This is a genomic window from Pseudomonas sp. NFPP28, assembly GCF_900115535.1.
In the GTDB taxonomy this organism is placed as follows: domain Bacteria; phylum Pseudomonadota; class Gammaproteobacteria; order Pseudomonadales; family Pseudomonadaceae; genus Aquipseudomonas; species Aquipseudomonas extremorientalis.
The window spans coordinates 220,083-245,274 of record NZ_FOWT01000008.1 but is presented as its reverse complement, the minus strand read 5'-3'; the positions used below and the strand labels follow the sequence as shown (position 1 = coordinate 245,274).

Here is a 25,192-nt window from a genome sequence, read left to right as displayed (position 1 = left end):
GGCGCAGTGCCCAGGGACGTTTCGGGGGTTTAACCAGGTGCCGGATGTCGCGCCTGCAGGTGGGAAATACCTGTAGGACGCGACCATTTGTCGCAGATCTTATTCTTTGTTGATTGAACGTTCAATCAAAACAAAATAGACTGGCCATCAAGCCGACGGACGTTTATCGCCCGCCGCAGGCCTAAGGAGAGGTGCTACATGCCCAAGGTCGGTATGCAACCCATACGCCGCCAGCAGTTGATCGAAGCCACGTTGACGGCCATCGATCAGGTCGGAATGGGAGATGCCAGCATTGCGCTGATCGCCCGTTTGGCCGGCGTCTCGAACGGCATCATCAGTCACTACTTCAAGGACAAGAACGGCCTTATTGCAGCGACGATGCGCTACTTGATGAACGCGCTGATCGACAACGTCCATGAGCGCCGGCAGGCGCTGACGGACGACAGCCCACGGGCGCACCTTCAGGTGATCATCGAGGGCAACTTCGACGCCAGCCAGGTCAACGGACCGGCAATGAAAACCTGGCTGGCCTTCTGGGCCACCAGCATGCACCACCCGTCATTGCACAGGTTGCAGCGGATCAACGATCAACGTCTGTATTCCAACCTGTGCTGCCAGTTCCGCCGAGTGCTGCCGCTGCCGCACGCACGCAAAGCAGCCCGAGGCCTGGCGGCCCTGATCGACGGTTTGTGGTTGCGCGGCGCCCTGTCGGGAGACGCTTTCGACACGGCGCAGGCGCAACGGATCGCTTACGAATACATGGATTTCCAATTGGCCAAGCAGGTGAGTTAGAGCACACATAAACGCTCAACCCCTGAACGCTGCCGCACCGGCTTACGGTACGGCAGTCAACGCCAACCACTTATGCACTTGCGAGGACTTTATGGCCCGTTTCGAACTGCAAAAACTCTACATTGACGGCGGCTACAGCGACGCTGGCAGCGATGCCACCTTCGAAGCCATCAACCCGGCTAACGGTGAAGTTCTCGCCCAAGTGCAACGCGCGACGAAAGAAGACGTTGAACGTGCCGTGGTCAGCGCCGAGAAAGGCCAGAAAATCTGGGCCGCGATGACCGCCATGGAGCGCTCGCGCATCCTGCGTCGTGCCGTCGACATCCTGCGCGAGCGCAACGACGAGCTGGCCGCCCTGGAAACCCTGGACACCGGTAAAGCCTTCTCCGAAACCAAATACGTCGACATCGTTACCGGCGCCGACGTGCTGGAATACTACGCAGGCCTGGTGCCGGCCATCGAAGGCGAGCAGATCCCGCTGCGCGACACCTCGTTCGTCTACACCCGCCGCGAGCCGCTGGGCGTGGTTGCCGGTATCGGCGCGTGGAACTACCCGATCCAGATCGCCCTGTGGAAATCCGCACCGGCCCTGGCCGCCGGCAACGCGATGATCTTCAAGCCAAGCGAAGTCACCTCGCTGACCACGCTGAAACTGGCCGAGATCTACACCGAAGCCGGCGTTCCGGCGGGCGTGTTCAACGTGCTGACCGGCAGCGGCCGTGAAGTCGGCACCTGGCTGACCGAGCACCCTCGCATCGAGAAAGTCTCGTTCACCGGCGGCACCGACACCGGCAAGAAAGTCATGGCGAGCGCGTCGAGCTCCTCGCTCAAGGAAGTGACCATGGAACTGGGCGGCAAGTCGCCATTGATCGTGTTCGAAGACGCCGACCTGGATCGCGCCGCCGACATCGCGATGATGGCCAACTTCTACAGCTCCGGCCAGGTCTGCACCAACGGCACTCGCGTGTTCGTACCCAAGCACCTGCAAGCGGCATTCGAAGCCAAGATCGTCGAGCGTGTTGCGCGCATCCGCGTCGGCGACCCGCAGGACGACAACACCAACTTCGGCCCGCTGGTCAGCTTCGCCCACATGGAAAGCGTGCTGGGCTACATCGCCAAAGGCAAGGAAGAAGGCGCACGCGTACTGTGCGGCGGCGACCGCCTGACCGACGGCGACTTCGCCAAAGGCGCCTACGTGGCCCCGACCGTGTTCACCGACTGCACCGACGAAATGACCATCGTCCGTGAAGAAATCTTCGGCCCAGTGATGAGCATCCTCACCTACGAGACCGAAGAAGAAGTGATCCGCCGCGCCAACGACACCGACTTCGGCCTGGCCGCTGGCCTGGTGACCAAAGACCTGAACCGCGCTCACCGCGTGATTCACCAATTGGAAGCGGGTATCTGCTGGATCAACGCCTGGGGCGAATCCGACGCGAAGATGCCGGTCGGTGGCTACAAGCAATCGGGTGTGGGCCGTGAGAACGGCATCAGCTCGCTGAACAACTTCACCCGCATCAAATCGGTACAGGTTGAGCTGGGCGACTACGCCTCGGTGTTCTAAGACCCGGGCCTTGTATTGCCTGAGGCCGCCATCGGAGGCAAGCCTCCTCCCACACTTTGATTTGCGCATACATTCAAAAATGTGGGAGGGGGCTTGCCCCCGATGAGGCCCGACCTGACCACACATCAAAGAGGGTGCATCCAATGTCCCAAGAATACGACTACATCATTGTGGGTGCCGGCTCCGCCGGTAACACCCTGGCGACCCGTCTGACCGAAGACGAAGGCGTCACCGTCCTGCTGCTGGAAGCCGGTGGTCCCGACTACCGTTTCGACTTCCGCACGCAAATGCCAGCCGCCCTGGCGTTCCCACTGCAAGGCCGCCGCTACAACTGGGCCTACGAAACCGATCCAGAGCCGCACATGGACGGCCGCCGGATGGAATGCGGGCGTGGCAAGGGCCTGGGTGGTTCCTCGCTGATCAACGGCATGTGCTACATCCGTGGCAACGCCATGGACTACGACAACTGGGCGAAGCTGCCGGGCCTGGAAGACTGGACCTACCTCGACTGCCTGCCGTACTTCCGCAAGGCCGAAACCCGCGATATCGGCCCCAACGACTGGCACGGCGGCGATGGCCCGGTCAGCGTGACCACGCCCAAGCCTGGCAACAACCCACTGTTCCACGCGATGGTCGAAGCCGGCGTGCAGGCCGGTTACCCGCGTACCGAAGACTTGAACGGTTACCAACAGGAAGGCTTCGGCCCGATGGACCGTACCGTCACGCCTAAAGGCCGTCGCGCCAGCACCGCACGCGGTTACCTGGACACCGCCAAGAAGCGTTCCACACTGACCATCGTCACCCACGCCCTCACCGACAAAGTGTTGTTCGAAGGCAAACGTGCGGTTGGCGTGCGTTACCTGATCGGCGCCGCCGAAGAGCGCGTCGAAGCCCGCGCCCGTAAGGAAGTGCTGGTGTGCAGCGGCGCAATCGCTTCGCCGCAATTGCTGCAACGCTCCGGTGTCGGCCCGGCCAAACTGCTGGAAAGCCTCGACATCCCGGTGGTCCACGACCTGCCAGGCGTCGGTGAAAACCTGCAGGACCACCTTGAGCTGTACCTGCAATACGCCTGCACCCAGCCCGTGTCGCTTTACCCGTCGCTGCTCTGGTACAACCAGCCGGCCATTGGTGCCGAGTGGCTGTTCAACGGCACCGGCATCGGCGCCAGCAACCAGTTCGAAGCGGGCGGGTTCATCCGCACCCGTGAAGAGTTCGAATGGCCGAACATCCAGTACCACTTCCTGCCGGTGGCGATTAACTACAACGGCAGCAACGGTGTGAAAGAGCACGGCTTCCAGGCGCACATGGGCTCCATGCGCTCGCCGAGCCGTGGCCGCATCCAGTTGAAGTCGAAGAACCCACGGGACTACCCGAGCATCCTCTTCAACTACATGGCCACCGAGCAGGACTGGCAGGAATTTCGCGACGGCATCCGCCTGACCCGTGAAATCATGCAGCAGCCGGCGCTGGACCCCTACCGTGGCCGCGAAATCAGCCCGGGTATCGATGTGCAAACCGATGAGCAACTGGACAAGTTCGTCCGTGAGCACGCCGAAACGGCGTTCCACCCGTCCTGCTCGTGCAAAATGGGCACCGACGAGATGGCAGTAGTCGATGGCGAAGGCCGCGTGCATGGCATGCAGGGTCTGCGTGTAGTCGATGCGTCGATCATGCCGATCATCACCACCGGCAACCTGAACGCGCCAACGATCATGATCGCCGAGAAAATCGCCGACAAGATCCGTGGCCGCAAGCCATTGCCACGCAGCACCGCCGACTACTACGTGGCAGGCGACGCGCCGGTACGTGGCAAGCCGCTGCGTGAAGTGGGCCCTACCGCGCAGTAACGGATACACCGCGGTGTTCCCATCGGGGGCAAGCCCCCTCCCACATTTTTGACCGTGTGAACCCGATCAAGTGTGGGAGGGGGCTTGCCCCCGAAGAGGCCCGACCAGTCACTGCAAAACCCCTCCTTGATCAGCTACTCTGTCTGCCTGCCCGCGACGAGCCGCCCACAAGGAAGGCCCCATGTTCGACCACCACGCCACACTCAAACAGCATTTCAGTGCCCTGCGCACCCGCGCCGAATTCTTCTCGCTGCGCTACGTACGCGAATCCGGCCAATACCTGGCCGTACGCAAGAACGTCGCCGAACCGCCCCACCTGAGCCACGACGAGGGCGCCATGCTCACCGTGCGTCTCAACGGTGTGGAAGCCTACGCCGCGACCAACGACATTTCCCTCGCCGGCCTGCAAGCCGCCCTTGAGCGTGCCGAACAACAAGCCCGCCTGATCAGCCCCCACGCCTTGCTCGACCTGCGCGAGCAACACGTCTCCAGTGACGTCGCCGATTACCTGTCGCCCGAGCTTCAACAGCCCTTCCCGTCCCTGAGCGATTGCTACCAGTTGCTCGGCAGCGAATCGGCCTCCGTGCCCAAGGACGAGCGCCTGGTGAGCTGGGAAGTCAGCCTGGGCCTGACCCACGTCGAGCAGATCTACCTGAACAATGCCGGTGCCCAGTTGCGCCAGGCCCAGCGCTTTGTATTCCCCGGCGTCAACGTCACCGCCTATGACGGTGATGACAGCCAGACCCGCACCCTCGGCGGCAGCAACTTCGGCCAGCAAGGCGGGTTCGACGTGATCAGCCGCTTCGGCCTGGTCGGCGCCGCGCCACGCATCGCCGATGAGGCCCTGCAACTGCTGGCCGCGCCGAACACGCCCAACGGTCCGCGTGACCTGCTGTTGATGCCCGACCAGATGATCCTGCAGATCCACGAATCCATCGGCCACCCCCTGGAACTGGACCGCATCCTCGGCGACGAGCGCAATTACGCCGGCACCAGCTTTGTGAAGGCCAGCGACTTCGGCCACCTGCAATACGGCTCCCCGCTGCTGAACGTGACCTTCGACCCGGACATTCCCGAACAACTGGCCAGCTACGGCCACGATGACGAAGGCACCAAAGCCAGCAAACAATTCCTGATCCGTGAGGGGCTGCTGCTCAAGCCTCTCGGTGGAGCGCTGTCGCAATTCCGTGCAGGCATGCCAGGCGTGGCCAACAGCCGGGCCAGCAGTTGGAACCGCGCGCCCATCGATCGCATGGCCAACTTGAATATCGAAGCAGGCGACAAGAGCCTCGCGCAACTGATCGGCGGCATCGAAAACGGCATCCTGATGTCGACCAACCGCTCGTGGTCCATCGACGATGCGCGCAATAAGTTCCAGTTCGGCTGCGAATGGGGCCAACTGATCGAAAATGGCGAGTTGAAAGGCGTGGTGAAAAACCCCAACTACCGGGCCATTTCCGCGAACTTCTGGCGCAATCTCAGCGCCGTCGGCGATGCCAGTACGTTCAAGGTGCTGGGTACACCGAACTGCGGCAAAGGCGAGCCCAACCAGGTGATTCGCGTCGGCCATGCGTCGCCGGCCTGCGTATTCAGTGATGTCGATGTATTTGGGGGAGATGCCTGATGAACAATTTCAAGGCACTGGTGGAGTGGCTCAAGCAGGCCATCACCGACAACGAACAATTCCACCTCGGCTATGCGGATGAAGCCTCCGAATTCGTACGCTTCAACCACGCCAAGGTGCGCCAGGCCGGCCAGGTGCAACAAGCCAGCCTCACCCTGAAACTGATCAACGATGGCCGCCATGCCGACCTGGGCATCACCTTGTCCGGCGAAGCGGGGCTGGACCGCCAACGCCTGGCCGACGGCCTGCAACAACTGCGCGACACCTTGCCGTTGCTACCCAAGGACCCGTACCTGCTGCTCAACCACAATGCCTGGCAAAGCAGCAACGAACAAACGCGACCGCTGCCGGACCTGGCCCGGGTGTTGGAAGACATCAGCCAGGCTGCTGAAGGTGTTGATCTGGTCGGTTTCTACGCTGCCGGCCCGATCAGCCGTGGCTTTGCCAGCTCGGACGGCGCGTTCGGCTGGCATCGCGCCAACAGCTTCAACTTCGACTTCAGCCTGTTCCACGCCAATGGTGAAGCGGTCAAGGCCAGCTATGCCGGGCACACCTGGAACAGCGCCGAGTTCGCCGCGCGCTTCCAGCAAGCCCGCGAGCAACTGGAATTCCTTGGCCGCCCGCTGCACAAGCTGGCACCCGGGCAGTACCGCGCCTACCTCGCCCCGGCGGCACTGGAAGAGATCATCAGCCTCATTACCTGGGGTGGTTTTTCCGCCCAGGCCATTGCCAGCAAAGGCAGTTCGCTGCAAAAGCTGTATGCCGGTGAACAATCCCTGAGCCCGCTGGTGACCGTGGACGAACAGATCAGCGGCTCCCTGAGCCAGGCGTTTTCCACCGAAGGCTATCCGCGCAGTGACGTGACACTGATCAGCGCGGGCAAAGGCGAAGGCCAGTTGGTCAACTCGCGCAGCGCCGCCGAATACGGCCTGAGCACCAACGGCGCCAGCAGCGACGAATCCCCCAGCGCCTTGCAGATGGCCGCCGGCGGCCTGGCCCAGGCCGATATCCTCAAGCAATTGGGCACCGGGCTGTACATCAGCAACCTGTGGTATTTGAACTACTCGGACCTGCCGGCGGCGCGCCTGACCGGCATGACACGCTTCGCCACGTTCTGGGTGGAAGACGGCGAGATCAAGGCACCGGTCAGCACCATGCGCTTTGATGACAGCGTGTACAACCTGCTCGGCTCGCAGCTTGAAGCCCTGACCGCTGAGCGGGAATTGCTGCTCTCGGCCAGCACCTACAGCCAGCGCAACACCGCTTCCAACCTGTTGCCGGGTGCCCTGGTCAAACGCCTGACCCTCACCCTGTAAACCCCATCCTTCGTGGGCGCCGGCTTGCCGGCTCCTACAGGGGATTTACCTGCGCCGTAGCGAAGCTTCCCTTCTCCACACTTTGGCCATTCGGCCTGTTGTTCACCTCCAGATTCCTCGTTATAAGGGTTAGTGGCACCCCGCCACCCCACCCACGAGAGCATGGCCTTGCCCGGGAAGGGCAAGCTGGAGCGTTGACATGAACCATGGAAGTTTTGTCATAGAGAAGCTGTTCAAGCACTACAACGTTCATGTTGAGCAGCTAGGAAACGATTCGGAAAAAAAGACCGTCCTGATGGTCAACGGCGCGCTGTCCACCACGCGCTCCTTCGCCCGCACCAGCAAATGCCTGGCCGGGCATTTCAATGTGCTGCTGTTCGACCTGCCGTTCTCCGGCTATTCCCGGGAACACAACGCCGAACTGGACCTGGTCACCAAGGACGACGAGGTGCAGATGCTGCGCGCCCTGGTCGAGCGCTTCCAGGTCAACCACCTGGTGTCGGCCTCCTGGGGCGGCATCTCGACGTTGCTGACCCTGGCCCATAACCCGCCGTCCATCGAAAGCTCGGTGGTGATGGCCCTGGCGCCCAGCCTCAACCAGGCCATGCTCGATTATGTGGAGCGCGTGCGCGTGCTGATCGAGGCCGATGACAAGTCCGCGGTCGGCCACTTGCTCAACGAGACCGTGGGCAAGTACCTGTCGCCCCGCCTCAAGCGCAACAACCACCGGCACTTGTCGAGCATGGCCACCACCGAATACCGCCAGGCGCGTTTTCACATCCATCAGGTATTGGCCTTGGGCGACGGCAACTACCTGCCGACACTCAAGCAGATTGAAACACCGGTGCACTTCCTCAACGGCGCACTCGACGAATACACCCCCGCCGCCGAAGCGCAATTGTTCAAGCAGTACGTAGGGCGCAGCAGCTTTGCCGTGGCCGAACACACTGGCCACTTGCTCGACCTCGAATCCAATGAAGCCGCCGCAGCGGTACACCGTGAACTGCTGGATTTCCTGGTGGGAAAAAGCACCCCGGTTGGCGCATAATCGCCGACACATAGCCAGCTAACAAAAAGGTTCTCTATGCCCAATCGCGTCCCGCTCGATGCCAAGACCGCCCGCTGGCTCCCCTGGGTGGTCGCGATTGCCTTCTTCATGCAGTCGCTGGACGGGACAATCCTCAACACGGCGTTGCCGGCCATGGCCCGGGACCTCGCTGAAAACCCGCTGCGCATGCAAGGGGTGGTGATCGCCTACATGCTCACCGTTGCCTTGCTGATCCCGGCTTCGGGCTGGATCGCCGACCGCTTCGGCACCAAGAAAATCTTCTTTGGCGCGATCATGCTGTTCAGCATCGGTTCGCTGCTGTGCGCCTTGTCCAGCAGCCTGACCATGCTGGTGGGCGCCCGGGTGATCCAGGGCCTGGGCGGCGCGCTGATGTTGCCGGTCGGCCGCTTGGTGGTGCTGCGTGCTTACCCCCGCTCCGAACTGGTGCGCATCATGGGCTTCATTACCATTCCCGGCCTGCTCGGCCCGCTACTCGGCCCGACCATGGGTGGCTGGATGGTGCAATACCTGACCTGGCACTGGATCTTCCTGATCAACCTGCCGGTGGGTATGGTCGGCTGTTACGCCGTGTGGAAACTCATCCCCGATCTGCGCGGCAGCGAACGCACGCGCTTTGATGGCGTCGGGTTCCTCTTGTTTGGCGCGGCAATGGTGTTGATCACCATCGCCATGGAAGGCCTGGGCGAACTGCACCTGCCGCACCTGCGGGTGATGTTGCTGCTGTTCGGCGGGCTGGCGTGCCTGGCGGCGTATTGGCTGCGCGCCGGGCATATCGACAACCCACTGTTTTCGCCGGTGCTGTTCAAGACCCGCACCTTTGCTATCGGCATCCTCGGCAACCTGTTTGCGCGGCTGGGCAGCGGTGCGTTGCCGTTTCTGGTGCCGTTGCTGTTGCAGGTCGCGCTGGGTTACTCACCGTCCGAAGCCGGTATGAGCATGCTGCCCCTGGCGGCGGCGGCGATGTTTGCCAAGTCCATCGCCCGCCCCCTGATCGAACGCCTCGGCTACCGCATCGTGCTCACCGGCAACACGCTGGCGCTGGGCATCATGCTGGCGAGCATGGGCCTGGTCAGCGAGCACACGCCCTACCCGCTGCTGTTGTGCATGCTGGCGGTACTCGGGGCGATCAATTCCCTGCAATTTACCGCGATGAACACCGTCACCCTGATCGACCTCGACGACGCCCAGGCCAGCAGCGGCAACAGTTTGCTGTCAGTGGTGGCGCAGTTGTCCCTCAGCCTCGGCGTGGCCTGCGCGGGTGCGCTGCTCGGCGGGTTCACCGCCGAAACCGGTAATGATGGGGTGGAAAGCGTACTCGGCGCGTTCCAACTGACCTTTCTGACAGTGGGCATCATGGCGATGCTGGCGGCGGCGATCTTCCTGCAGTTGTCGCCAACCGATGGCAAACGAGTAGTCAGCCGCGAGCACGACATCGAGCATTAACAGGCTTCTCGTCTAGAACTTGCAGGGAAATTCCCACGGGACTGGTACACTGCGCGACATTTTGTTTTGCAGAGCCAGTCCCGTGACTACCATCGCCACCGCTTTTAATACTTTGCCCCTGTCCGCCGCCATGCTGGCTAACCTCGACTCGCTGGGTTATGTCGAGATGACGCAGATCCAGGCGCAAAGCTTGCCGGTGATCCTCAAGGGGCTGGACCTGATTGCCCAGGCCAAGACCGGCAGCGGCAAGACCGCCGCCTTCGGCATCGGCCTGTTGAACCCGATCAACCCGCGCTACTTCGGCTGCCAGGCCCTGGTCATGTGCCCGACCCGTGAGCTGGCCGACCAGGTCGCCAAGGAAATCCGCCGCCTGGCCCGTGCCGAAGACAACATCAAGGTGCTGACCCTGTGCGGCGGCGTGTCCCTCGGCCCGCAGATCGCTTCCCTGGAGCACGGCGCCCACGTCATCGTCGGCACACCGGGCCGCATCCAGCAGCACTTGCGCAAGGGTTCGCTGGTGCTGGACGGCCTCAACACGCTGATCCTCGATGAAGCCGACCGCATGCTCGACATGGGCTTCTACGACGCCATCGAAGACATCATCAGCAAGACCCCGCCGCGCCGCCAGACCCTGCTGTTCTCCGCCACCTACCCGGTGAGCATCAAGCAGCTGGCCTCAAAGTTCATGCGCGCGCCGCAGCAAGTCAAAGCCGAAGCGTTCCACTCCGATGACCAGATCGAGCAGCGTTTCTACGAGATCTCACCGGAAGAACGCATGGACGCCGTGACCAAGGTGCTGGCGCATTTCCGCCCTGCCTCCTGCGTGGCCTTCTGCTTCACCAAGCAGCAAGTACAGGAAACCGTGGATCACCTGACCTCCAAGGGCATTTCCGCCGTTGGCCTGCATGGCGACCTGGAACAGCGCGACCGCGACCAGGTGCTGGCGATGTTCGCCAACCGCAGCACCTCGGTGCTGGTTGCCACTGACGTTGCAGCCCGTGGCCTGGACATCGACTCGCTGGACATGGTGATCAACGTCGAACTGGCCCGCGATTCGGAAATCCACATCCACCGCGTCGGCCGTACCGGTCGCGCCGGTGAGACCGGCATCGCCATCAGCCTGGTCGCTCCGTCCGAAGCGCACCGCGCCCAGGCCATCGAGCAGTTGCAGAAATCGCCACTGAACTGGGACCAACTGGACAACCTCAAGCCGCAAAGCGGTGGTCCGTTGCTGCCGCAGATGAGCACCTTGTGCATCGCTGCAGGCCGTAAAGACAAGGTTCGTCCAGGCGACATCCTCGGCGCGTTGACCGGTGAAGCTGGCATCCCGGGTGCCCAGGTCGGCAAGATCGCGATCTTTGACTTCCAGGCCTTCGTGGCCGTGGAACGCGGGATCGCCAAGCAGGCCTTGCAGCGCTTGAATGACGGCAAGATCAAAGGCCGTTCGTTGCGCGTGCGCATCCTGTAACGGGCTCTCCGCTTCAATGGAGATCCAATGTGGGAGGGGGCAAGCCCCCTCCCACATTTGACTGTATTCCAAATCAGAACTTGTATGAGGACATTGCTGTGCGCTCGACCGAAGTTGTGATCATTGGCGCCGGCGCCGCAGGCTTGATGTGCGCGCTGACCGCCGCCGGGCGTGGGCGCAAGGTGATGTTGGTCGACCATGCGAACAAGGCCGGCAAGAAGATCCTGATGTCCGGTGGTGGCCGCTGCAACTTCACCAACCTGTACACCGAGCCGGCCAACTTCCTGTCGCACAACGAACACTTCTGCAAGTCCGCCCTGGCCCGCTACACCCAGTGGGACTTCATCGGGCTGGTGGCCAAGCACGGCGTGCCGTACCACGAGAAAAAACTCGGCCAGTTGTTCTGCGATAACAAATCCAGCGACATCCTCGGCATGCTGCTCGATGAGTGCATCCAGGTCGGCGTGAGCCTGCACCTGGACACGTCAGTCCAGGAGATTGCCAAGCTGGACAGCGGCTATCAGTTGCAGACCACCTTGGGCGAGTTGCGCTGTGAATCCCTGGTGATCGCCACCGGCGGCCTGTCGATCCCGACCCTGGGCGCGACCGGTTTTGGTTACCAGGTGGCCAGACAGTTCGGCCACGAACTGCTGCCGACCCGCGCCGGGCTGGTGCCGTTCACCATCACCGACCAGCTCAAGGATTTGTGTGGCGAGTTGTCGGGGACGTCGGTGGATTGCCTGGTCAGCTGCAACGGCCAGAGCTTTCGCGAGAACATCCTGTTTACCCACCGTGGCCTCAGCGGGCCGGCGATTCTGCAGATTTCTTCTTACTGGGAATCCGGCGACACGGTTGAAATCAACCTGCTGCCCGACCACGACGCTCACACCTGGCTGCAACAGCAACAAGTCGAGCGCCCCAACAGCGAGTTGAAAACCCTGCTGGGCGAGATCTTCACCAAGAAGATGGCCAACCTGTTGGCCGAGACATGGTTCGTGTCCAAGCCGATGAAGCAATACACCCATGCCGAAATTGCCGACATCGCGCAAAAACTCGGCAACTGGCAATTGGTGCCGGCGGGCACCGAGGGTTATCGCACGGCGGAAGTCACATTGGGTGGCGTGGACACACGGGAAGTGTCGTCCAAGACCATGGAATCGCTGAAAAGCCCCGGCCTGTACTTTATCGGCGAAGTGCTGGATGTGACCGGTCACCTGGGCGGCTTCAACTTCCAGTGGGCCTGGGCTTCGGGTTACGCGGCGGCGCAGTACGCCTGAAGAGTGTAATCGGTCAAATGTGTGAAGGGGCTTGCCCCCGATGGCAGTGTGTCAATCAGTACGACTGTGACTGATCTACCGCTATCGGGGGCAAGCCCCCTCCCACATGGAATAAATTTTGCTGTTGGATGTGATCGCCACGCTTGCCGTGGCGTCCTTGATAGCTCAATTTAGCGGCATCGTCCCGGAAGACTCCAGACTTCATGTCATCGACCTCGTTCAAGCAGTCCCTGCGGCGCCTGTGGGCACTGGATAAATTCAGCTACAGCATTCGGGTATTCATTGCCCTCACCGGCAGCATGGCGCTGTGCTGGTATCAGGATGAAATGGCACTGCTGATCCCGTTGTTCCTGGGGATCATCGCCAGCGCCCTGGCCGAGACCGATGACAGTTGGCAGGGCCGCCTCAACGCCCTGGCGGTGACGCTGGTGTGTTTCAGCATCGCCGCGCTGTCGGTAGAGTTGCTGTTCCCTTATCCCTTGATCTTCGCGGTCTCACTGGCCCTGGCCACCTTCTGCCTGACCATGCTCGGCGCCTTGGGCGAGCGCTATGGGGCGATTGCTTCGGCAACGTTGATTCTGTCGGTATACACCATGATCGGCGTGGACCAGCGCGGCGGCGCCGTCAGCGATTTCTGGCATGAACCGCTGCTGTTGGTGGCCGGTGCAGCCTGGTATGGCGCGCTGTCGGTGCTGTGGCAGGCGCTGTTTTCCAACCAGCCGGTGCAACAGAGCCTGGCGCGGTTGTTCCGTGAGCTTGGACGGTACCTCAAGCTCAAGTCATCGTTGTTCGAGCCAATCCGCCAGTTGGACGTGGAAGCGCGGCGCCTGGAACTGGCCCAGCAGAACGGTCGCGTGGTGGCGGCGCTGAATGCGGCGAAGGAAATCATCCTGCATCGCGTGGGCAATGGTCGACCCGGTTCGAAAGTCAGCCGTTACCTGAAGCTGTACTTCCTGGCCCAGGACATCCACGAACGCGCCAGCTCGTCGCACTACCCATACAACGCCCTGGCCGAGGCCTTCTTCCACAGCGACGTACTCTTCCGTTGCCAGCGCCTGCTGCGCCAGCAGGGCAAGGCCTGCCAGACCCTGGCCGAATCGATCCAGATGCGCCAACCGTTCATCTATGACGACAGCTTCGCCGAAGCCCTGGGCGACCTCAACGCGTCCCTGGAGCACCTGCGCATCCAGAGCAACCCAGCCTGGCGCGGCCTGCTGCGTTCGTTGCGCGCCCTGGCGGCCAACCTTTCGACCCTGGACCGCCTGCTCGGCGACGCCAGCAACCCCGACAGCCTGGCGGACGCCACCGACAGCAACCTGCTGGACCGCGCCCCGCGCAACCTCAAGGAAATGTGGACGCGCCTGCGCACGCAGATGACGCCGACGTCACTGCTGTTCCGCCACGCGTTGCGCCTGTCCCTGGCGCTGACCGTCGGCTACGGCATGCTGCATGCGATCCACGCGTCCCAGGGCTACTGGATCATCCTCACCACGCTGTTTGTGTGCCAGCCGAACTATGGCGCCACGCGGCGCAAGCTCGGCCAGCGGATCATCGGCACGGCCATCGGCCTGACCGTGGCCTGGGCACTGTTCGACTTGTTCCCGAGCCCCCTGGTGCAATCGATGTTCGCCATTGCTGCCGGCCTGGTGTTCTTTATCAACCGCACCACCCGCTACACCCTGGCCACCGCCGCCATCACCTTGATGGTGTTGTTCTGCTTCAACCAGGTCGGCGATGGCTACGGACTATTCCTGCCACGCCTGTTCGATACCTTGCTCGGCAGCCTGATCGCCGGCCTCGCGGTGTTCCTGTTCCTGCCGGACTGGCAAGGTCGCCGCTTGAACAAAGTGCTGGCCAATACCCTGACCTGCAACAGCATCTACCTGCGCCAGATCATGCAGCAGTACGCCGCAGGCAAGAGCGACGACCTGGCCTACCGCCTGGCCCGACGCAACGCGCACAACGCCGATGCGGCGCTGTCCACCACCCTGGCGAACATGCTGATGGAACCAGGGCACTTCCGTAAGGAAGCGGACGTGGGTTTTCGGTTCCTGGTGTTGTCGCACACTTTGCTCAGTTATTTGTCAGGGCTGGGCGCGCACCGTGAAACCCAATTGCCGGCCGAGGTGCGTGAGCATCTGATCGATGGCGCCGGCCAGACCCTGGCGGCGAGCATCGATGAGATCGCCACGGGGTTGGCCAACAAGCAGCCGATCGCGATCCAGAGCGATGCCGAGGAAGCGCTGGCGGCGGACCTGGAGCAGATGCCGGATGAGATCGATGAAGGGCAGCGGTTGGTGCAGACGCAGTTGGCGTTGATTTGCCGGCAACTGGGGCCGTTGCGCACCTTGGCGGCGCATTTGATCAAGGACACCAGCGCGGCCTGACCTGTGGCGAGCGGGCTTGCCACAAGAGGCGCCCGCTACATACCGTGCTGCTTCATCAACCGCTCATAGCTACCGTCAGCCTTCATCTTGGCAATCTCCCGATCAAACCCGGCCACGATCTGCTCATGCTCCGGGTTCTTCAGGCTGACCAGGATATGCAGGCTGTTTTCGCTCAGCGGCTGGGGCAAAAACTCCACCGCATTGCGCACCCGCGCCGACTCGCGCGACAGGTAATAGCGCGCCACATACTCATCCTCCAGCGTCAGCCGCACCCGCTGCGCCGCGAGCATGCGCACGGCTATGGCGAAGTTGTGCACCGGGACTTTCTGCAACTGCGCATCCCCATCGAACGCCGCCGAATAGGCATAGCCACGCACCACGGCGATGGGATAGTCGTGCAATTGCGCAAGGTTCTGGAATTCGATGGGATCGTCGCGGCGCTTGATAAAGCGCACACGGTTGAGCAGGTATTCACCTGAGAACTGGCCCAGTTTCGTACGGGCATCGTCGTACCAGGCGTTGATCAGCACGTCATAACGGCCGTCGCCCACCCCCATCAGCGCACGGGCCCAGGGCACTTGCTCGAAGTCACTGGCATAACCCGCACGGGCCAGGGCGGTACTGACGATATCGGTGGCCAGCCCGCCGTTGATCAAGGTGGAATCGGTAAAAGGCGGCCAGGCATCTGCCACCAGACGCAGGCGCTGCGCGAATGCCGGCTGGGCCAGCAGCAACACTCCAATCAAAGCAACGGCACGAGAGAATCGCGGCATGCTCAAAGTCCTTGGCAGGCAGGCGGTGGCCTTGGCTCAGGCGCGGCCCGAGGTTCTAACAGTAGCTCAGATTACACAAAGAAACCGGCGCCGAACGCACTCAATGATGGCAAATTGATTTCACTCACAAAAATAGTTGATTTAGACAGCGTTGCCCGCTGCGCTTACTATCCGCAACAGACATTGATAAGAGAACTGGCCATGACCGTTGAATGGGTGTGCAAACACCACGATGACCTGGGCAAGGAGCAGCTTTACGCGATCCTGCGCTTGCGCAACGAGGTGTTTGTTGTCGAGCAGAAATGTGTGTACCAGGATCTCGATGGGCAGGATTTATCGGGCGACACCCACCACCTGATGGCGTGGCAGGACGACCAACTGGTGGCGTACCTGCGCCTGCTGGACCCGGAATCCCAGGGCGGCGACGTGGTGATCGGCCGCGTGATCGTAGCGCCGGTGGCGCGCGGCACCGGGCTGGGCCATCGGATGATGGAAGAGACGCTCAAGCAGATTGCCGATACGTGGCCCGAGACACCGATATTCCTGTCAGCCCAGGCGCATTTGCAGGGGTACTACGGGCGGTATGGTTTTGTCGTGGCAGGTGAGGAGTACCTTGAGGATGATATTCCACACATCGGCATGCGAAAGGACTAGGGATAACCCAGCACCTGCTTGATCTGGCCGAGGTTCGCCTCGATCCAGCGCCGATCAATCGCGCCCCAGCTGCGAATCCGATAGTGCCCGGCATGGTTGCGGGCACCGTCTTCCTGCTCGAACTCACACACAATGTCCAGGTCGGCCAACGCCGCAATGGTGTCCTGCGCCGTACGCCGGGGCATGCCGGTGGCGTCGGTCAGGGCCGGGACGCTGCTGGCCTGGCCGCTGTCGATCAGGTAGGCCACGTACAGGCGGCGGTAGAAGCTGCTCTTGGTCTTGCTCACATCCATGGTCGGTTGCCTTGTGCGGTCAGGGTTTGCCCAGCAGGTCGCGGTACGTGAGGTACACCCGCAGGTCGAATTCCACCTGATGGTAGCCCGGCATCATGTACTCGCAGAGTTTGTAGAACGCCTTGTTGTGGTCCGACTCCTTGAAGTGTGCCAGTTCGTGCACCACGATCATGCGCAGGAACTGCGGCGCGGCCTCCTTGAACAGCGCAGCAATGCGGATCTCTTTCTTCGATTTCAGATTGCCGCCCTGTACCCGCGAGATGGTGGTGTGCAGGCCGAGGGCGCGATGAGTCAGGTCCAGGCGATTATCGAACAGCACCTTGTCAATGGCCGGCGCATTGCGCAGATGTTCCTGCTTCAAGGCCAGGGCGTAGGCGTACAGGGCCTTGTCGCTCTGCACCGCGTGGCGTTCGGGGTAACGTTGCTCCAGGTAGGCACCCAACTGGTCCTTGGCGATCAGTTGGCGCACTTGTTCCTGAAGGGCGGCGGGATAGGCCTGGAGGTATTTCAGCGCGGTCATGGGGTCTGCAACAGATTCGGATAGGCGCCAGTGTAACGAATTCAGCGCAGGCGAGCGTGGCACCAGTGTGCCACTTCCTCAGCCACCAACGGCTGCGCCGCCATCGGCCCCTGAATGAAAGGGCAGCCATTGGCCTTCAGCCATTGGGCCTGCTCCTGGGTTTCCACCCCCTCAGCCACCACCACTACCTCAAAATGCCCGCACAGCTCGATAATGCTGCGCGCCATCACCTCATCCCGCGCTGAGCCTGGCAGGCGAGCGACCAATTGCGGGTCGAGCTTGAGGGTGTCGAAGGCCAGGTCGCGCAGATGCGCCAGGGAACAGTTGCCCAGGCCAAAGTCATCCAGGGCGGTGCGCACGCCGATCTGGCGCAGCAACTTGAGCTGCTTGATCGACTCTTCAAGGTTGCTCATCAGGCAGTCTTCACTGATTTCCACTTCCAGTTGCCGCCCCTGCAGCCCATGTCGCTCAAGCACCTGCTGCAGTTGGCTCGCCAGGTTGGGCATGTTGAACTGACTGCTGCTCAGGCTCACGCTCAACACCAGTTCATCATCCAAGCCGGCGTGCCAGGCCTGGAGCTGGCCGCCGACCTGCTGGTAAATCCAGGTGCTGAGTTGGCTGATCAGCCGGGCTTCTTCCAGCAACGGCAAAAACAGACCGGGTGGCACATCACCGACACTGGGGTGCTGCCAGCGCAGTAGCGCTTCCACGCCGCGCACACGTCCGTCCGCCAACGCCACCTGGGGCTGGTACACCAGGGTGAACTCCTTGTTTTGAATCGCCGTGCGCACGCCGTCTTCCAGCATCAGGCGCGAACGGGCGCGGCCGTTCATTTCCTGGTCGTAATAGCGATATTGCTGACGACCTGCGCGCTTGGCTTCGTACATGGCGATGTCCGCCGCGCGCAACAGGCCGTTAACGTCCGAACCGCAATCCGGGAACGTGGCGATACCGATACTGACACCGAGCATCACATCCAAACCGTCAACCTGCTGGCAGATAGACACCCGTTCGATCAGTTTTTCCGCAATCTTCGCCGCCTGCTCGGGGAACTCCAGTTCCAGCAGCGCGGTGAACTCATCGCCGCCCATGCGCCCGAGAATGTCGTAGGAACGCAGGCAACCCTGCAACTGCTCCGACACCCAGCGCAGCACCCGGTCGCCGGCGTCATGGCCGAGAGAATCATTGACCCGCTTGAAGCCATCAAGGTCCAGGTACAGCAGCACCAGAGACTGCTCGTTGCGCTCGCTGCGCAGCAAAATGTTCTCGGCCGCCTGGTAAAACCCGCGCCGGTTCAACAGCCCGGTCAGCGGGTCGGTGACTGCCTGGAACTCCAATTGTTGATGCAGGTGACGCACTTCGGACATGTCCAGCACGGTCACCACCATGGCCTTCTGTTCGGCCGGCAGCGGCGCACACGACAACGCCACCGGCACCTGCTGGCCGCGGCTGGTACGCAGGATCGCATCGTGCAAGCGCCAGGTCTGGCCCTGGCGGTAAGCGAGGTACATCTCGAACCCCAGCCAGGCCGGCACATGGGGTTTTTGCAGGAAGCTCAGGAAACTCTCGCCTCGCAACTCGGCCATGGTAGCGTTCAGCAGTCGCGAAATGGCCGGGTTGGCATACTCGATCACACTGCCCTCGCCCACCACCAGAATGCCTTCGGCGGCGTTGTCCAACACCGAGGCATTGAACGCCCGTGCGGACTCCAGCTCATGAGTCAGGCGCTGCAAGGCCCGGCGATTGCGCTGATGCTCAAGCAACGCCTGGACCTTGGGTTTGAGGATATGCGGGTCGAACGGTTTGAACAGGTAATCGATGGCGCCACTGGCATAGCCTTCAAGTACTGCGGCGGGCGACTGGGCATTGGCGGTGAGGAAAATGATCGGGGTCATGCGCGTGCGCTGGCTGCCACGCATCAGGCGCGCCACCTCGAAGCCGTCCATGCCGGGCATCTTCACATCCAGCAGCACCAGGTCGACTTCGTGCTTGAGCAACTTCTCGAGGGCTTCCACACCGGACGCAGCGGTCACCACATGCCAGTCTTCACGCTGTAACAGCGCTCGCATGCTGAGCAGGTTCTCTGGGTAGTCATCGACCACGAGAAGAACCGAATGACCATCGCCGTGGTGTGGAGCGCATTCCATGCTACGTCTCTTCCTTAGGACTACTCCGGTCATTTCTGACAGAAAACCCGGACAAACACTGAGGCCTCACTCTAGCCCCGGTTCAGAAAAAGCAGAAGTAACCTCAGTGCCATCATTGCGCCAAAGTTCAGGAAGCCGACTAACGGTCAATCGCTACAAGCCACGAACCACGGGAAACATGGCTTTTTGGCATTCCTTTGGCGCCAATAAGTTGCCAGCAATGATTTAACAAGACGGTTAACACCACCTATAAAGAACCTGTCTGGCCCAAGGGCCATAGCCTACACCCCTCTGTAAAAAGGCCTACGCCATGATCGACCTATCTACCTGGAACCTCAGCATCCCTGTCGGCTCTCCACCCGCGACCATCGAAACCCCCAGATTGATGAGCGGCTTCAACGACCAATATTTCCAGGCCGAAGGCAGCAACGTCCAATTCTGGACCCCGGTCACCGGCACCCGTACCGAAAACGCCATTTACCCGCGCAGTGAATTGCGCGAGACCTACGCCGATGGCCGCCTGCGCAACTGGACCTATCCGGATGCGGACAACTTCCTGCGTGCCACTCTGGCCGTCAATCAAGTGCCGTCCTCCGGCAAAATCGTGATCGGGCAGATTCACGCCTATGACAGCCAGAAACCACTGATCAAGCTGGAGTATCAATTCAAGGAGAAGACCCAGACCGGCAACATCGTCGCCAAGGTGCGCATGCGCCCGGATGAAGATGAAGGCCGGGTGATCACCGTGGCATCTAATGTGCCGCTGGAAAAAACCTTCACCTATGTGATCAACCTCAACAAGGCTGGGCTGCTCAGTGTGTATGCGGCGGACGGCGAGTGGAACGAACGCATCGGCGCGGCGTGGGGCGCCAAGCCGTTGTATTTCAAGGCGGGAGCGTATGTGCAGGACAACAGTGGCGACAGCAAGGAAGGGGCGCGGGTGACGTTTGCCAAGTTGGATATTGATCACGAGTAAGATTATTTCAATCATCCCCCGCTACGGCGGGGGAATGATTACTTGGATATAACGAACTTCGACGATCGTCTTACCCCTATAGCAAAACAGCATAAAAAAATAGTATTTCTTGCAGTGCGCACCTTAGCGCACATCTCATAAAATCATGTGCGTCCGACTCATGTAACCATTCAGGAGTTAAACACATGCCAACGATAGCCACCATTAACCAACCTGCCGTCTCGGGGTTTGGCGCCGGGTCGCAACCAAAAATATACAATGCCACCCCACCTGGTTCTTTTGCGACGCCGCCCCAAAACATGCCAGTTGTCACCAGGCCCTTCAGGTATCTCGTCTTGTCGCACTTTTTGAGCAACAACACCAGGATAGGCGATGTGCTGACTTATTATTGCTACCCTGTGCCGTCCGCAGGTCTTCCTACGATGTTTCTGGAGCAAATAACTCTTACTGCCGCGCTGCTACAAATTTACATCAACAATAAACGCGAACATTTTGAGAAGGAAATACCCTGCTACCTTCCAAACCCAGGAGTCTATGATGTTTACTGGGAGCTTGAAAATGCATCTCAAACATATACGGAGATCGGACAGAACCTGAGATTTACAGTTGTATAACTAGAGTAATTACTAAGATGGCTTATCCATTACCTGAAAAACTATTGCGTTACTCACGATGAAAAACTGTTCACTGTCCTTAGAAAAATACTTCACGCCTATAAGAAACCCGCATTTCTGCGGGTTTTTTTTGGCGCTATTGGCTTAGTTCACCTTAGCGTTCAACTCACCTTTCAAATACCGCTGATACATCGCTTCCAACGAGATCGGCTTGATCTTCGAAGCATTGCCGGCAGTACCGAAGGCCTCGTAGCGAGCGATACATACATCACGCATCGCGGTCACGGTCGCACCGAAGAACTTACGTGGGTCGAACTCGCTCGGGTTGGTGGCCATCAGGCGACGCATCGCACCGGTGGACGCCAGACGCAGGTCGGTATCGATGTTGACCTTGCGCACGCCGTACTTGATGCCTTCGACGATTTCTTCAACCGGCACGCCGTAGGTTTCTTTGATGTCACCGCCGTACTGGTTGATGATCGCCAGCCACTCTTGCGGCACCGAGGAAGAACCGTGCATCACCAGGTGGGTGTTGGGGATGCGCTTGTGGATTTCCTTGATGCGGTCGATGGCCAGCACGTCGCCAGTAGGTGGCTTGGTGAACTTGTACGCGCCGTGGCTGGTGCCGATGGCGATGGCCAGGGCGTCGACTTGGGTCTTCTTGACGAAGTCGGCGGCTTCTTCCGGATCGGTCAGCATTTGGCTGTGATCCAGCACGCCTTCGGCACCGATGCCGTCTTCTTCGCCGGCCATGCCGGTTTCCAGGGAACCCAGGCAGCCCAGTTCGCCTTCAACAGACACGCCGCAGGCGTGGGCCATGGCTACGGTTTGCTGCGTGACGCGCACGTTGTATTCGTAGTCGGTCGGGGTCTTGCCATCTTCGCCGAGGGAGCCGTCCATCATCACCGAGCTGAAGCCCAGTTGGATGGAGCGCTGGCACACGTCAGGGCTGGTACCGTGGTCCTGGTGCATGCACACCGGGATATGCGGGAATTCTTCGATTGCGGCGAGGATCAGGTGACGCAGGAACGGCGCGCCGGCGTATTTGCGGGCTCCGGCCGAAGCCTGGACGATCACGGGGGAGTCGGTCTTGTCAGCGGCTTCCATGATGGCGCGCATCTGCTCAAGGTTGTTGACGTTAAAGGCTGGGACGCCGTAGCCGAACTCGGCTGCGTGGTCCAGCATTTGACGCATGCTGATAAGTGCCATTGTGTTGTCTCTCCCGGTCGAGGGTCGTTAATCGTGCAAGCCTGCCGTAGCGGCGGCTGCTATTCAAGTTATTGCAGGTCAGGGTTTGCATGCCTGACTTGCTGAATCGTTATTGCTGACTCAGAACCCAATTTGGAACCGAATCTAATGTGGGAGGGGGCTTGCCCCCGATCGCGGTGGATCAGTCAAATGACTCATCACTGACAGACTGCTATCGGGGGCAAGCCCCCTCCCACATTTGGACCTCATTTGTCTTGAGATCGTGGTCTTACTGCGCTTTGCAGCCGCGCCCAATCAAATCATCGGTGGCAACCCAGTAAACCAGGCCTTCCTCACCTTTTGTGTGAAACGCCAATTGGTCGTTGGCATACAGTACGCCCGAGGCAGCAACGTCCTGTTTGAGGCGGTAGACCTGGTCGGAACCGCCGAGGCGTACATCCACCTCGGATTTAGCCGGGTTGGCAAAGCGCCAGTTGACCTCGGCCTTGCTGTCGCAGGTCCAGGTGGTCCACTTGTCGGCCGTTTCGGCCTTGCCGTTGAACATGTTCATGCTGCTGCAGCCGGCCAACAAGGCCAGGGCTGCCAGGGCGAAAACGCCTTTCATTGCCAATCCTCACAGGGCGACCATGGCCGCCGCTGCTGTCGGTTAGTTGATCAGACCCGTCAAGGGCAACCCTGTTCCTGACCGTTGGGCGCGGAGTCGTATTTCTCCAGCCGTTCGTTGCCGATGCGCTTGTTGATCACCGGCATGGTTTCGGCTTGCCAGTCGGCCTGGTAGCAGCTCTTTTTCTGCCCGGAGGCAGGTTCATCTGCCGCAGACTTCGCGTTCGGCGTGCTGCCGCAGCCGGCCAACAGGCCCGCTGCGATCACCAATGCCAACGATTTGATCATGGGAATACTCCTTTTCCGGATCACGAGCCTCAGCCTTTGGCTCGGGTTTCCAGCACTTCAACGGCCGGCAGTACCTTGCCCTCGACGAATTCGAGGAACGCACCGCCACCGGTAGAAATGTAGGAGATCTGCTCAGCAACGCCATATTTATCGATCGCCGCCAACGTGTCGCCGCCACCAGCGATGGAGAAGGCCGAGCTTTCGGCAATGGCGTTGGCCAGCACTTTGGTGCCGTTGCCGAACTGGTCGAATTCAAACACACCAACCGGGCCGTTCCACAGGATGGTCTGCGAAGCTTTCAGCAATTGAGCGAAGTCGGCCGCTGTTTGCGGGCCGATATCCAGGATCATGTCGTCGGCGGCCACGTCAGCGATCAGCTTGACGGTGGCTTCGGCGCTTTCGGCGAATTCCTTGGCCACTACCACGTCCACCGGCAGCGGAACGCTGACTTTGGCGGCGATGGCACGGGCCGTGTCGAGCAGGTCTGGCTCGTAGAGGGACTTGCCTACCGGGTGACCGGCGGCCGCCAGGAAGGTGTTGGCAATGCCGCCGCCGACGATCAGCTGGTTGCAGATCTGGCTCAGGCTGTTGAGCACGTCCAGCTTGGTCGACACCTTGGAACCAGCGACGATGGCCGCCATAGGTTGGGCCGGCGCGCCCAGGGCCTTGCCCAGTGCGTCCAGTTCAGCGGCCAACAGTGGGCCAGCCGCAGCGACCTTGGCGTATTTGGCTACGCCGTGGGTGGAACCTTCGGCGCGGTGGGCGGTGCCGAAGGCGTCCATCACGAACACGTCGCACAGTGCCGCATATTGCTGGGCCAGTTCATCACTGTTCTTTTTCTCGCCCTTGTTGAAGCGCACGTTTTCGAACAGCACGATGTCGCCGGCCTTCACGTCCACACCACCCAGGTAGTCAGCCACCAGCGGCACGTCGCGGCCCAGGGCTTTGCTCAGGTAGTCGGCCACAGGCTTGAGGCTGTTTTCGGCGGAGAACTCACCTTCGGTCGGGCGACCCAGGTGGGAGCAGACCATCACGGCCGCGCCTTTTTCCAGGGCCAGCTTGATGGTCGGCAGCGAAGCCAGGATTCGCGCATCGCTGGTGACTACACCGTCCTTGACTGGGACGTTGAGGTCTTCGCGGATCAGTACGCGCTTACCTTGCAGATCGAGGTCGGTCATCTTCAACACGGTCATGGGTCGCAGTTCCTGAATTACTGTTGATGAGGTTGTTTAGAGGCGATGTGCAGATAATGTTCCGCAACATCCAGCATTCGGTTGGCAAAACCCCATTCGTTGTCGAACCAGGCCAGGATGTTCACCAGCCTCGGGCCGGAAACGCGGGTCTGGCTGGCATCGACAATCGCCGAATGCGGGTCATGGTTGAAATCACAACTGGCGTGGGGCAACTCGGTGTAGGCCAGCAAGCCTTTGAGCGGGCCGCTGGTGGCGGCATCGCGCAGGATCCGGTTGACCTCCGTCGCGTCAGTATCACTGACAGTCTGCATGGTGATGTCCAGGCAGGACACGTTCACCGTCGGCACCCGTACGGCTTTGGCCTGGATTCGCCCGGCAAGTTCCGGCAACAGTCGCTCGATGCCCCGGGCCAGGCCGGTGGACACCGGAATCACAGACTGGAACGCAGAGCGCGTACGGCGTAGGTCCTCGTGGTGATAGGCGTCGATTACCGGCTGGTCGTTCATCGCCGAGTGAATCGTGGTGATCGACACATAGTCCAGGCCGATCGCCTGATCCAGCAAGCGCAACAGCGGCACGCTGCAGTTGGTGGTACAGGAGGCGTTGGACACCAGCCGCTCATCGCCGGTCAGGCAATCCTGGTTGATGCCGTAGACGATGGTAGCGTCGACATCTGCCTCGCTGGCCATCGGCTGGGAAAACAGCACACGCGGCGCGCCGGCGTCGAGGAAACGCTGACCATCGGCACGGGTGTGGTAGACACCGGAACATTCCAGCACCAGGTCGACGCCCAGTGCTTTCCAGTCGATGGCTTCGGGGGTGGCACTGCGCAAGACCTGCACGCAAGTGCCATTAATATGCAGACAATCGCCCTCGACCCGCACTTCGCCGGGGAAGCGGCCGTGGGTGGAGTCAAAGCGTGTCAGGTATTCGATGCTGGCCATGTCAGCCAGGTCGTTGATTGCAACAATTTCAAACCCGGCCGTCGTCCCTCGCTCGAACAGAGCACGCAAGACGCAACGACCAATGCGGCCGTAGCCGTTGAGTGCAACTTTGTAGGGACGCGGTTGAGGCATGGGGTTCTCGATCAAGGTGAGTTCGGTGTTGAAAGCACCATCGCTATCGCGGGCAAGCC

At 60.9% G+C, this 25,192-nt stretch carries 22 protein-coding genes; 13 read left to right on the top strand and 9 right to left on the bottom strand.

Annotated features, from left to right (window positions below; genetic code table 11):
• Window positions 1-198 precede the first annotated feature (198 nt).
• The 10 genes from betI (at window position 199) to yccS (ending at window position 14,787) form a co-directional block, all read left to right on the top strand.
• A complete protein-coding gene (betI, locus tag BM110_RS21540; protein WP_017735982.1) occupies window positions 199-792 on the top strand; it encodes a transcriptional regulator BetI in 594 nt (197 codons plus the stop codon).
• Between the two features lie 91 nt (window positions 793-883).
• A complete protein-coding gene (betB, locus tag BM110_RS21535) occupies window positions 884-2,356 on the top strand; it encodes a betaine-aldehyde dehydrogenase (RefSeq protein WP_092242109.1) in 1,473 nt (490 codons plus the stop codon).
• 143 nt (window positions 2,357-2,499) lie between these two features.
• A complete protein-coding gene (gene betA, locus BM110_RS21530) occupies window positions 2,500-4,203 on the top strand; it encodes a choline dehydrogenase (protein ID WP_093514137.1) in 1,704 nt (567 codons plus the stop codon).
• A gap of 181 nt (window positions 4,204-4,384) precedes the next feature.
• Window positions 4,385-5,827 carry a TldD/PmbA family protein gene (locus BM110_RS21525; RefSeq protein WP_093120726.1) on the top strand — a complete coding sequence of 481 codons (1,443 nt, stop codon included), beginning with the start codon at window positions 4,385-4,387 and terminating at the stop codon, window positions 5,825-5,827.
• Window positions 5,827-7,143 (top strand): TldD/PmbA family protein, encoded by a 1,317-nt coding sequence (locus BM110_RS21520; protein WP_093120724.1) that lies wholly within the window; start codon window positions 5,827-5,829, stop codon window positions 7,141-7,143. Before BM110_RS21525 ends, BM110_RS21520 begins: the two co-directional genes overlap by 1 nt.
• Window positions 7,144-7,342: 199 nt before the next feature.
• On the top strand, window positions 7,343-8,191 hold the full coding sequence (locus tag BM110_RS21515) for an alpha/beta fold hydrolase (protein ID WP_071490316.1): 849 nt from the start codon (window positions 7,343-7,345) through the stop codon (window positions 8,189-8,191).
• Window positions 8,192-8,227: 36 nt separating this feature from the next.
• Complete coding sequence (gene mdtD, locus BM110_RS21510; protein ID WP_093514136.1) at window positions 8,228-9,655, top strand: multidrug transporter subunit MdtD; 1,428 nt, start codon at window positions 8,228-8,230, stop codon at window positions 9,653-9,655.
• A 130-nt stretch (window positions 9,656-9,785) separates the two neighbouring features.
• Window positions 9,786-11,123, top strand: a complete 1,338-nt coding sequence (gene dbpA, locus BM110_RS21505; protein WP_231501119.1) for an ATP-dependent RNA helicase DbpA — start codon at window positions 9,786-9,788, stop codon at window positions 11,121-11,123.
• Window positions 11,124-11,221: 98 nt separating this feature from the next.
• A complete protein-coding gene (locus BM110_RS21500) occupies window positions 11,222-12,400 on the top strand; it encodes a BaiN/RdsA family NAD(P)/FAD-dependent oxidoreductase (RefSeq protein ID WP_092242106.1) in 1,179 nt (392 codons plus the stop codon).
• A 203-nt stretch (window positions 12,401-12,603) separates the two neighbouring features.
• A complete protein-coding gene (gene yccS / locus BM110_RS21495; protein ID WP_093120715.1) occupies window positions 12,604-14,787 on the top strand; it encodes a YccS family putative transporter in 2,184 nt (727 codons plus the stop codon).
• Between the two features lie 35 nt (window positions 14,788-14,822).
• On the opposite strand, the gene BM110_RS21490 is transcribed toward yccS, so the two are convergent.
• A complete protein-coding gene (locus BM110_RS21490; protein ID WP_093514135.1) occupies window positions 14,823-15,560 on the bottom strand; it encodes a substrate-binding periplasmic protein in 738 nt (245 codons plus the stop codon).
• 201 nt (window positions 15,561-15,761) lie between these two features.
• Here BM110_RS21490 and BM110_RS21485 point away from each other — a divergent pair, with 201 nt between their 5' ends.
• Window positions 15,762-16,214, top strand: coding sequence for a GNAT family N-acetyltransferase (locus BM110_RS21485; RefSeq protein ID WP_092242104.1), 453 nt, complete (start codon window positions 15,762-15,764; stop codon window positions 16,212-16,214).
• On the opposite strand, the gene BM110_RS21480 is transcribed toward BM110_RS21485, so the two are convergent.
• The 3 genes from BM110_RS21480 to BM110_RS21470 are packed head-to-tail and all read right to left on the bottom strand — an operon-like array spanning window position 16,211 to window position 19,174.
• Window positions 16,211-16,507: a winged helix-turn-helix domain-containing protein gene (locus tag BM110_RS21480; protein WP_033898013.1), complete on the bottom strand. Its 297-nt coding sequence runs from the start codon at window positions 16,505-16,507 to the stop codon at window positions 16,211-16,213. The genes BM110_RS21485 and BM110_RS21480 overlap by 4 nt on opposite strands.
• A gap of 19 nt (window positions 16,508-16,526) precedes the next feature.
• Window positions 16,527-17,027 carry a M48 metallopeptidase family protein gene (locus tag BM110_RS21475; protein ID WP_058426613.1) on the bottom strand — a complete coding sequence of 167 codons (501 nt, stop codon included), beginning with the start codon at window positions 17,025-17,027 and terminating at the stop codon, window positions 16,527-16,529.
• A gap of 41 nt (window positions 17,028-17,068) precedes the next feature.
• On the bottom strand, window positions 17,069-19,174 hold the full coding sequence (locus BM110_RS21470) for a putative bifunctional diguanylate cyclase/phosphodiesterase (protein ID WP_093514134.1): 2,106 nt from the start codon (window positions 19,172-19,174) through the stop codon (window positions 17,069-17,071).
• A gap of 310 nt (window positions 19,175-19,484) precedes the next feature.
• Between BM110_RS21470 and BM110_RS21465 the strand changes: the two genes are divergently transcribed.
• Both BM110_RS21465 and BM110_RS21460 read left to right on the top strand, forming a co-directional pair.
• Window positions 19,485-20,150 carry a polysaccharide lyase family 7 protein gene (locus BM110_RS21465; protein ID WP_071490323.1) on the top strand — a complete coding sequence of 222 codons (666 nt, stop codon included), beginning with the start codon at window positions 19,485-19,487 and terminating at the stop codon, window positions 20,148-20,150.
• A gap of 185 nt (window positions 20,151-20,335) precedes the next feature.
• The gene (locus BM110_RS21460) at window positions 20,336-20,764 is read left to right on the top strand and encodes a hypothetical protein (RefSeq protein WP_092242102.1); all 429 of its coding nucleotides are present in this window, start codon (window positions 20,336-20,338) and stop codon (window positions 20,762-20,764) included.
• A gap of 144 nt (window positions 20,765-20,908) precedes the next feature.
• Here the strand turns inward: BM110_RS21460 and fba are convergent, their stop codons facing one another.
• From fba to epd, 5 genes are all read right to left on the bottom strand, one after another.
• Window positions 20,909-21,973 carry a class II fructose-bisphosphate aldolase gene (gene fba / locus BM110_RS21455; protein WP_003177554.1) on the bottom strand — a complete coding sequence of 355 codons (1,065 nt, stop codon included), beginning with the start codon at window positions 21,971-21,973 and terminating at the stop codon, window positions 20,909-20,911.
• Between the two features lie 268 nt (window positions 21,974-22,241).
• Window positions 22,242-22,577 carry an MliC family protein gene (locus BM110_RS21450; RefSeq protein ID WP_071490324.1) on the bottom strand — a complete coding sequence of 112 codons (336 nt, stop codon included), beginning with the start codon at window positions 22,575-22,577 and terminating at the stop codon, window positions 22,242-22,244.
• A gap of 59 nt (window positions 22,578-22,636) precedes the next feature.
• Window positions 22,637-22,864: a hypothetical protein gene (locus BM110_RS21445; protein WP_092242101.1), complete on the bottom strand. Its 228-nt coding sequence runs from the start codon at window positions 22,862-22,864 to the stop codon at window positions 22,637-22,639.
• Window positions 22,865-22,893: 29 nt separating this feature from the next.
• Window positions 22,894-24,057 (bottom strand): phosphoglycerate kinase, encoded by a 1,164-nt coding sequence (locus BM110_RS21440; RefSeq protein ID WP_093514133.1) that lies wholly within the window; start codon window positions 24,055-24,057, stop codon window positions 22,894-22,896.
• A 17-nt stretch (window positions 24,058-24,074) separates the two neighbouring features.
• Complete coding sequence (gene epd / locus BM110_RS21435) at window positions 24,075-25,133, bottom strand: erythrose-4-phosphate dehydrogenase (RefSeq protein ID WP_071490327.1); 1,059 nt, start codon at window positions 25,131-25,133, stop codon at window positions 24,075-24,077.
• Window positions 25,134-25,192: the final 59 nt, after the last annotated feature.

Coding starts and splice junctions, on each gene's coding strand:
- betI (WP_017735982.1), top strand. CDS start 199: ATGCCCAAGGTCGGTATGCAACCCATACGCCGCCAGCAGTTGATCGAA.
- betB (WP_092242109.1), top strand. CDS start 884: ATGGCCCGTTTCGAACTGCAAAAACTCTACATTGACGGCGGCTACAGC.
- betA (WP_093514137.1), top strand. CDS start 2,500: ATGTCCCAAGAATACGACTACATCATTGTGGGTGCCGGCTCCGCCGGT.
- BM110_RS21525 (WP_093120726.1), top strand. CDS start 4,385: ATGTTCGACCACCACGCCACACTCAAACAGCATTTCAGTGCCCTGCGC.
- BM110_RS21520 (WP_093120724.1), top strand. CDS start 5,827: ATGAACAATTTCAAGGCACTGGTGGAGTGGCTCAAGCAGGCCATCACC.
- BM110_RS21515 (WP_071490316.1), top strand. CDS start 7,343: ATGAACCATGGAAGTTTTGTCATAGAGAAGCTGTTCAAGCACTACAAC.
- mdtD (WP_093514136.1), top strand. CDS start 8,228: ATGCCCAATCGCGTCCCGCTCGATGCCAAGACCGCCCGCTGGCTCCCC.
- dbpA (WP_231501119.1), top strand. CDS start 9,786: ATGCTGGCTAACCTCGACTCGCTGGGTTATGTCGAGATGACGCAGATC.
- yccS (WP_093120715.1), top strand. CDS start 12,604: ATGTCATCGACCTCGTTCAAGCAGTCCCTGCGGCGCCTGTGGGCACTG.
- BM110_RS21490 (WP_093514135.1), bottom strand. CDS start 15,560: ATGCCGCGATTCTCTCGTGCCGTTGCTTTGATTGGAGTGTTGCTGCTG.
- BM110_RS21485 (WP_092242104.1), top strand. CDS start 15,762: ATGACCGTTGAATGGGTGTGCAAACACCACGATGACCTGGGCAAGGAG.
- BM110_RS21480 (WP_033898013.1), bottom strand. CDS start 16,507: ATGGATGTGAGCAAGACCAAGAGCAGCTTCTACCGCCGCCTGTACGTG.
- BM110_RS21475 (WP_058426613.1), bottom strand. CDS start 17,027: ATGACCGCGCTGAAATACCTCCAGGCCTATCCCGCCGCCCTTCAGGAA.
- BM110_RS21470 (WP_093514134.1), bottom strand. CDS start 19,174: ATGGAATGCGCTCCACACCACGGCGATGGTCATTCGGTTCTTCTCGTG.
- BM110_RS21465 (WP_071490323.1), top strand. CDS start 19,485: ATGATCGACCTATCTACCTGGAACCTCAGCATCCCTGTCGGCTCTCCA.
- BM110_RS21460 (WP_092242102.1), top strand. CDS start 20,336: ATGCCAACGATAGCCACCATTAACCAACCTGCCGTCTCGGGGTTTGGC.
- fba (WP_003177554.1), bottom strand. CDS start 21,973: ATGGCACTTATCAGCATGCGTCAAATGCTGGACCACGCAGCCGAGTTC.
- BM110_RS21450 (WP_071490324.1), bottom strand. CDS start 22,577: ATGAAAGGCGTTTTCGCCCTGGCAGCCCTGGCCTTGTTGGCCGGCTGC.
- BM110_RS21445 (WP_092242101.1), bottom strand. CDS start 22,864: ATGATCAAATCGTTGGCATTGGTGATCGCAGCGGGCCTGTTGGCCGGC.
- BM110_RS21440 (WP_093514133.1), bottom strand. CDS start 24,057: ATGACCGTGTTGAAGATGACCGACCTCGATCTGCAAGGTAAGCGCGTA.
- epd (WP_071490327.1), bottom strand. CDS start 25,133: ATGCCTCAACCGCGTCCCTACAAAGTTGCACTCAACGGCTACGGCCGC.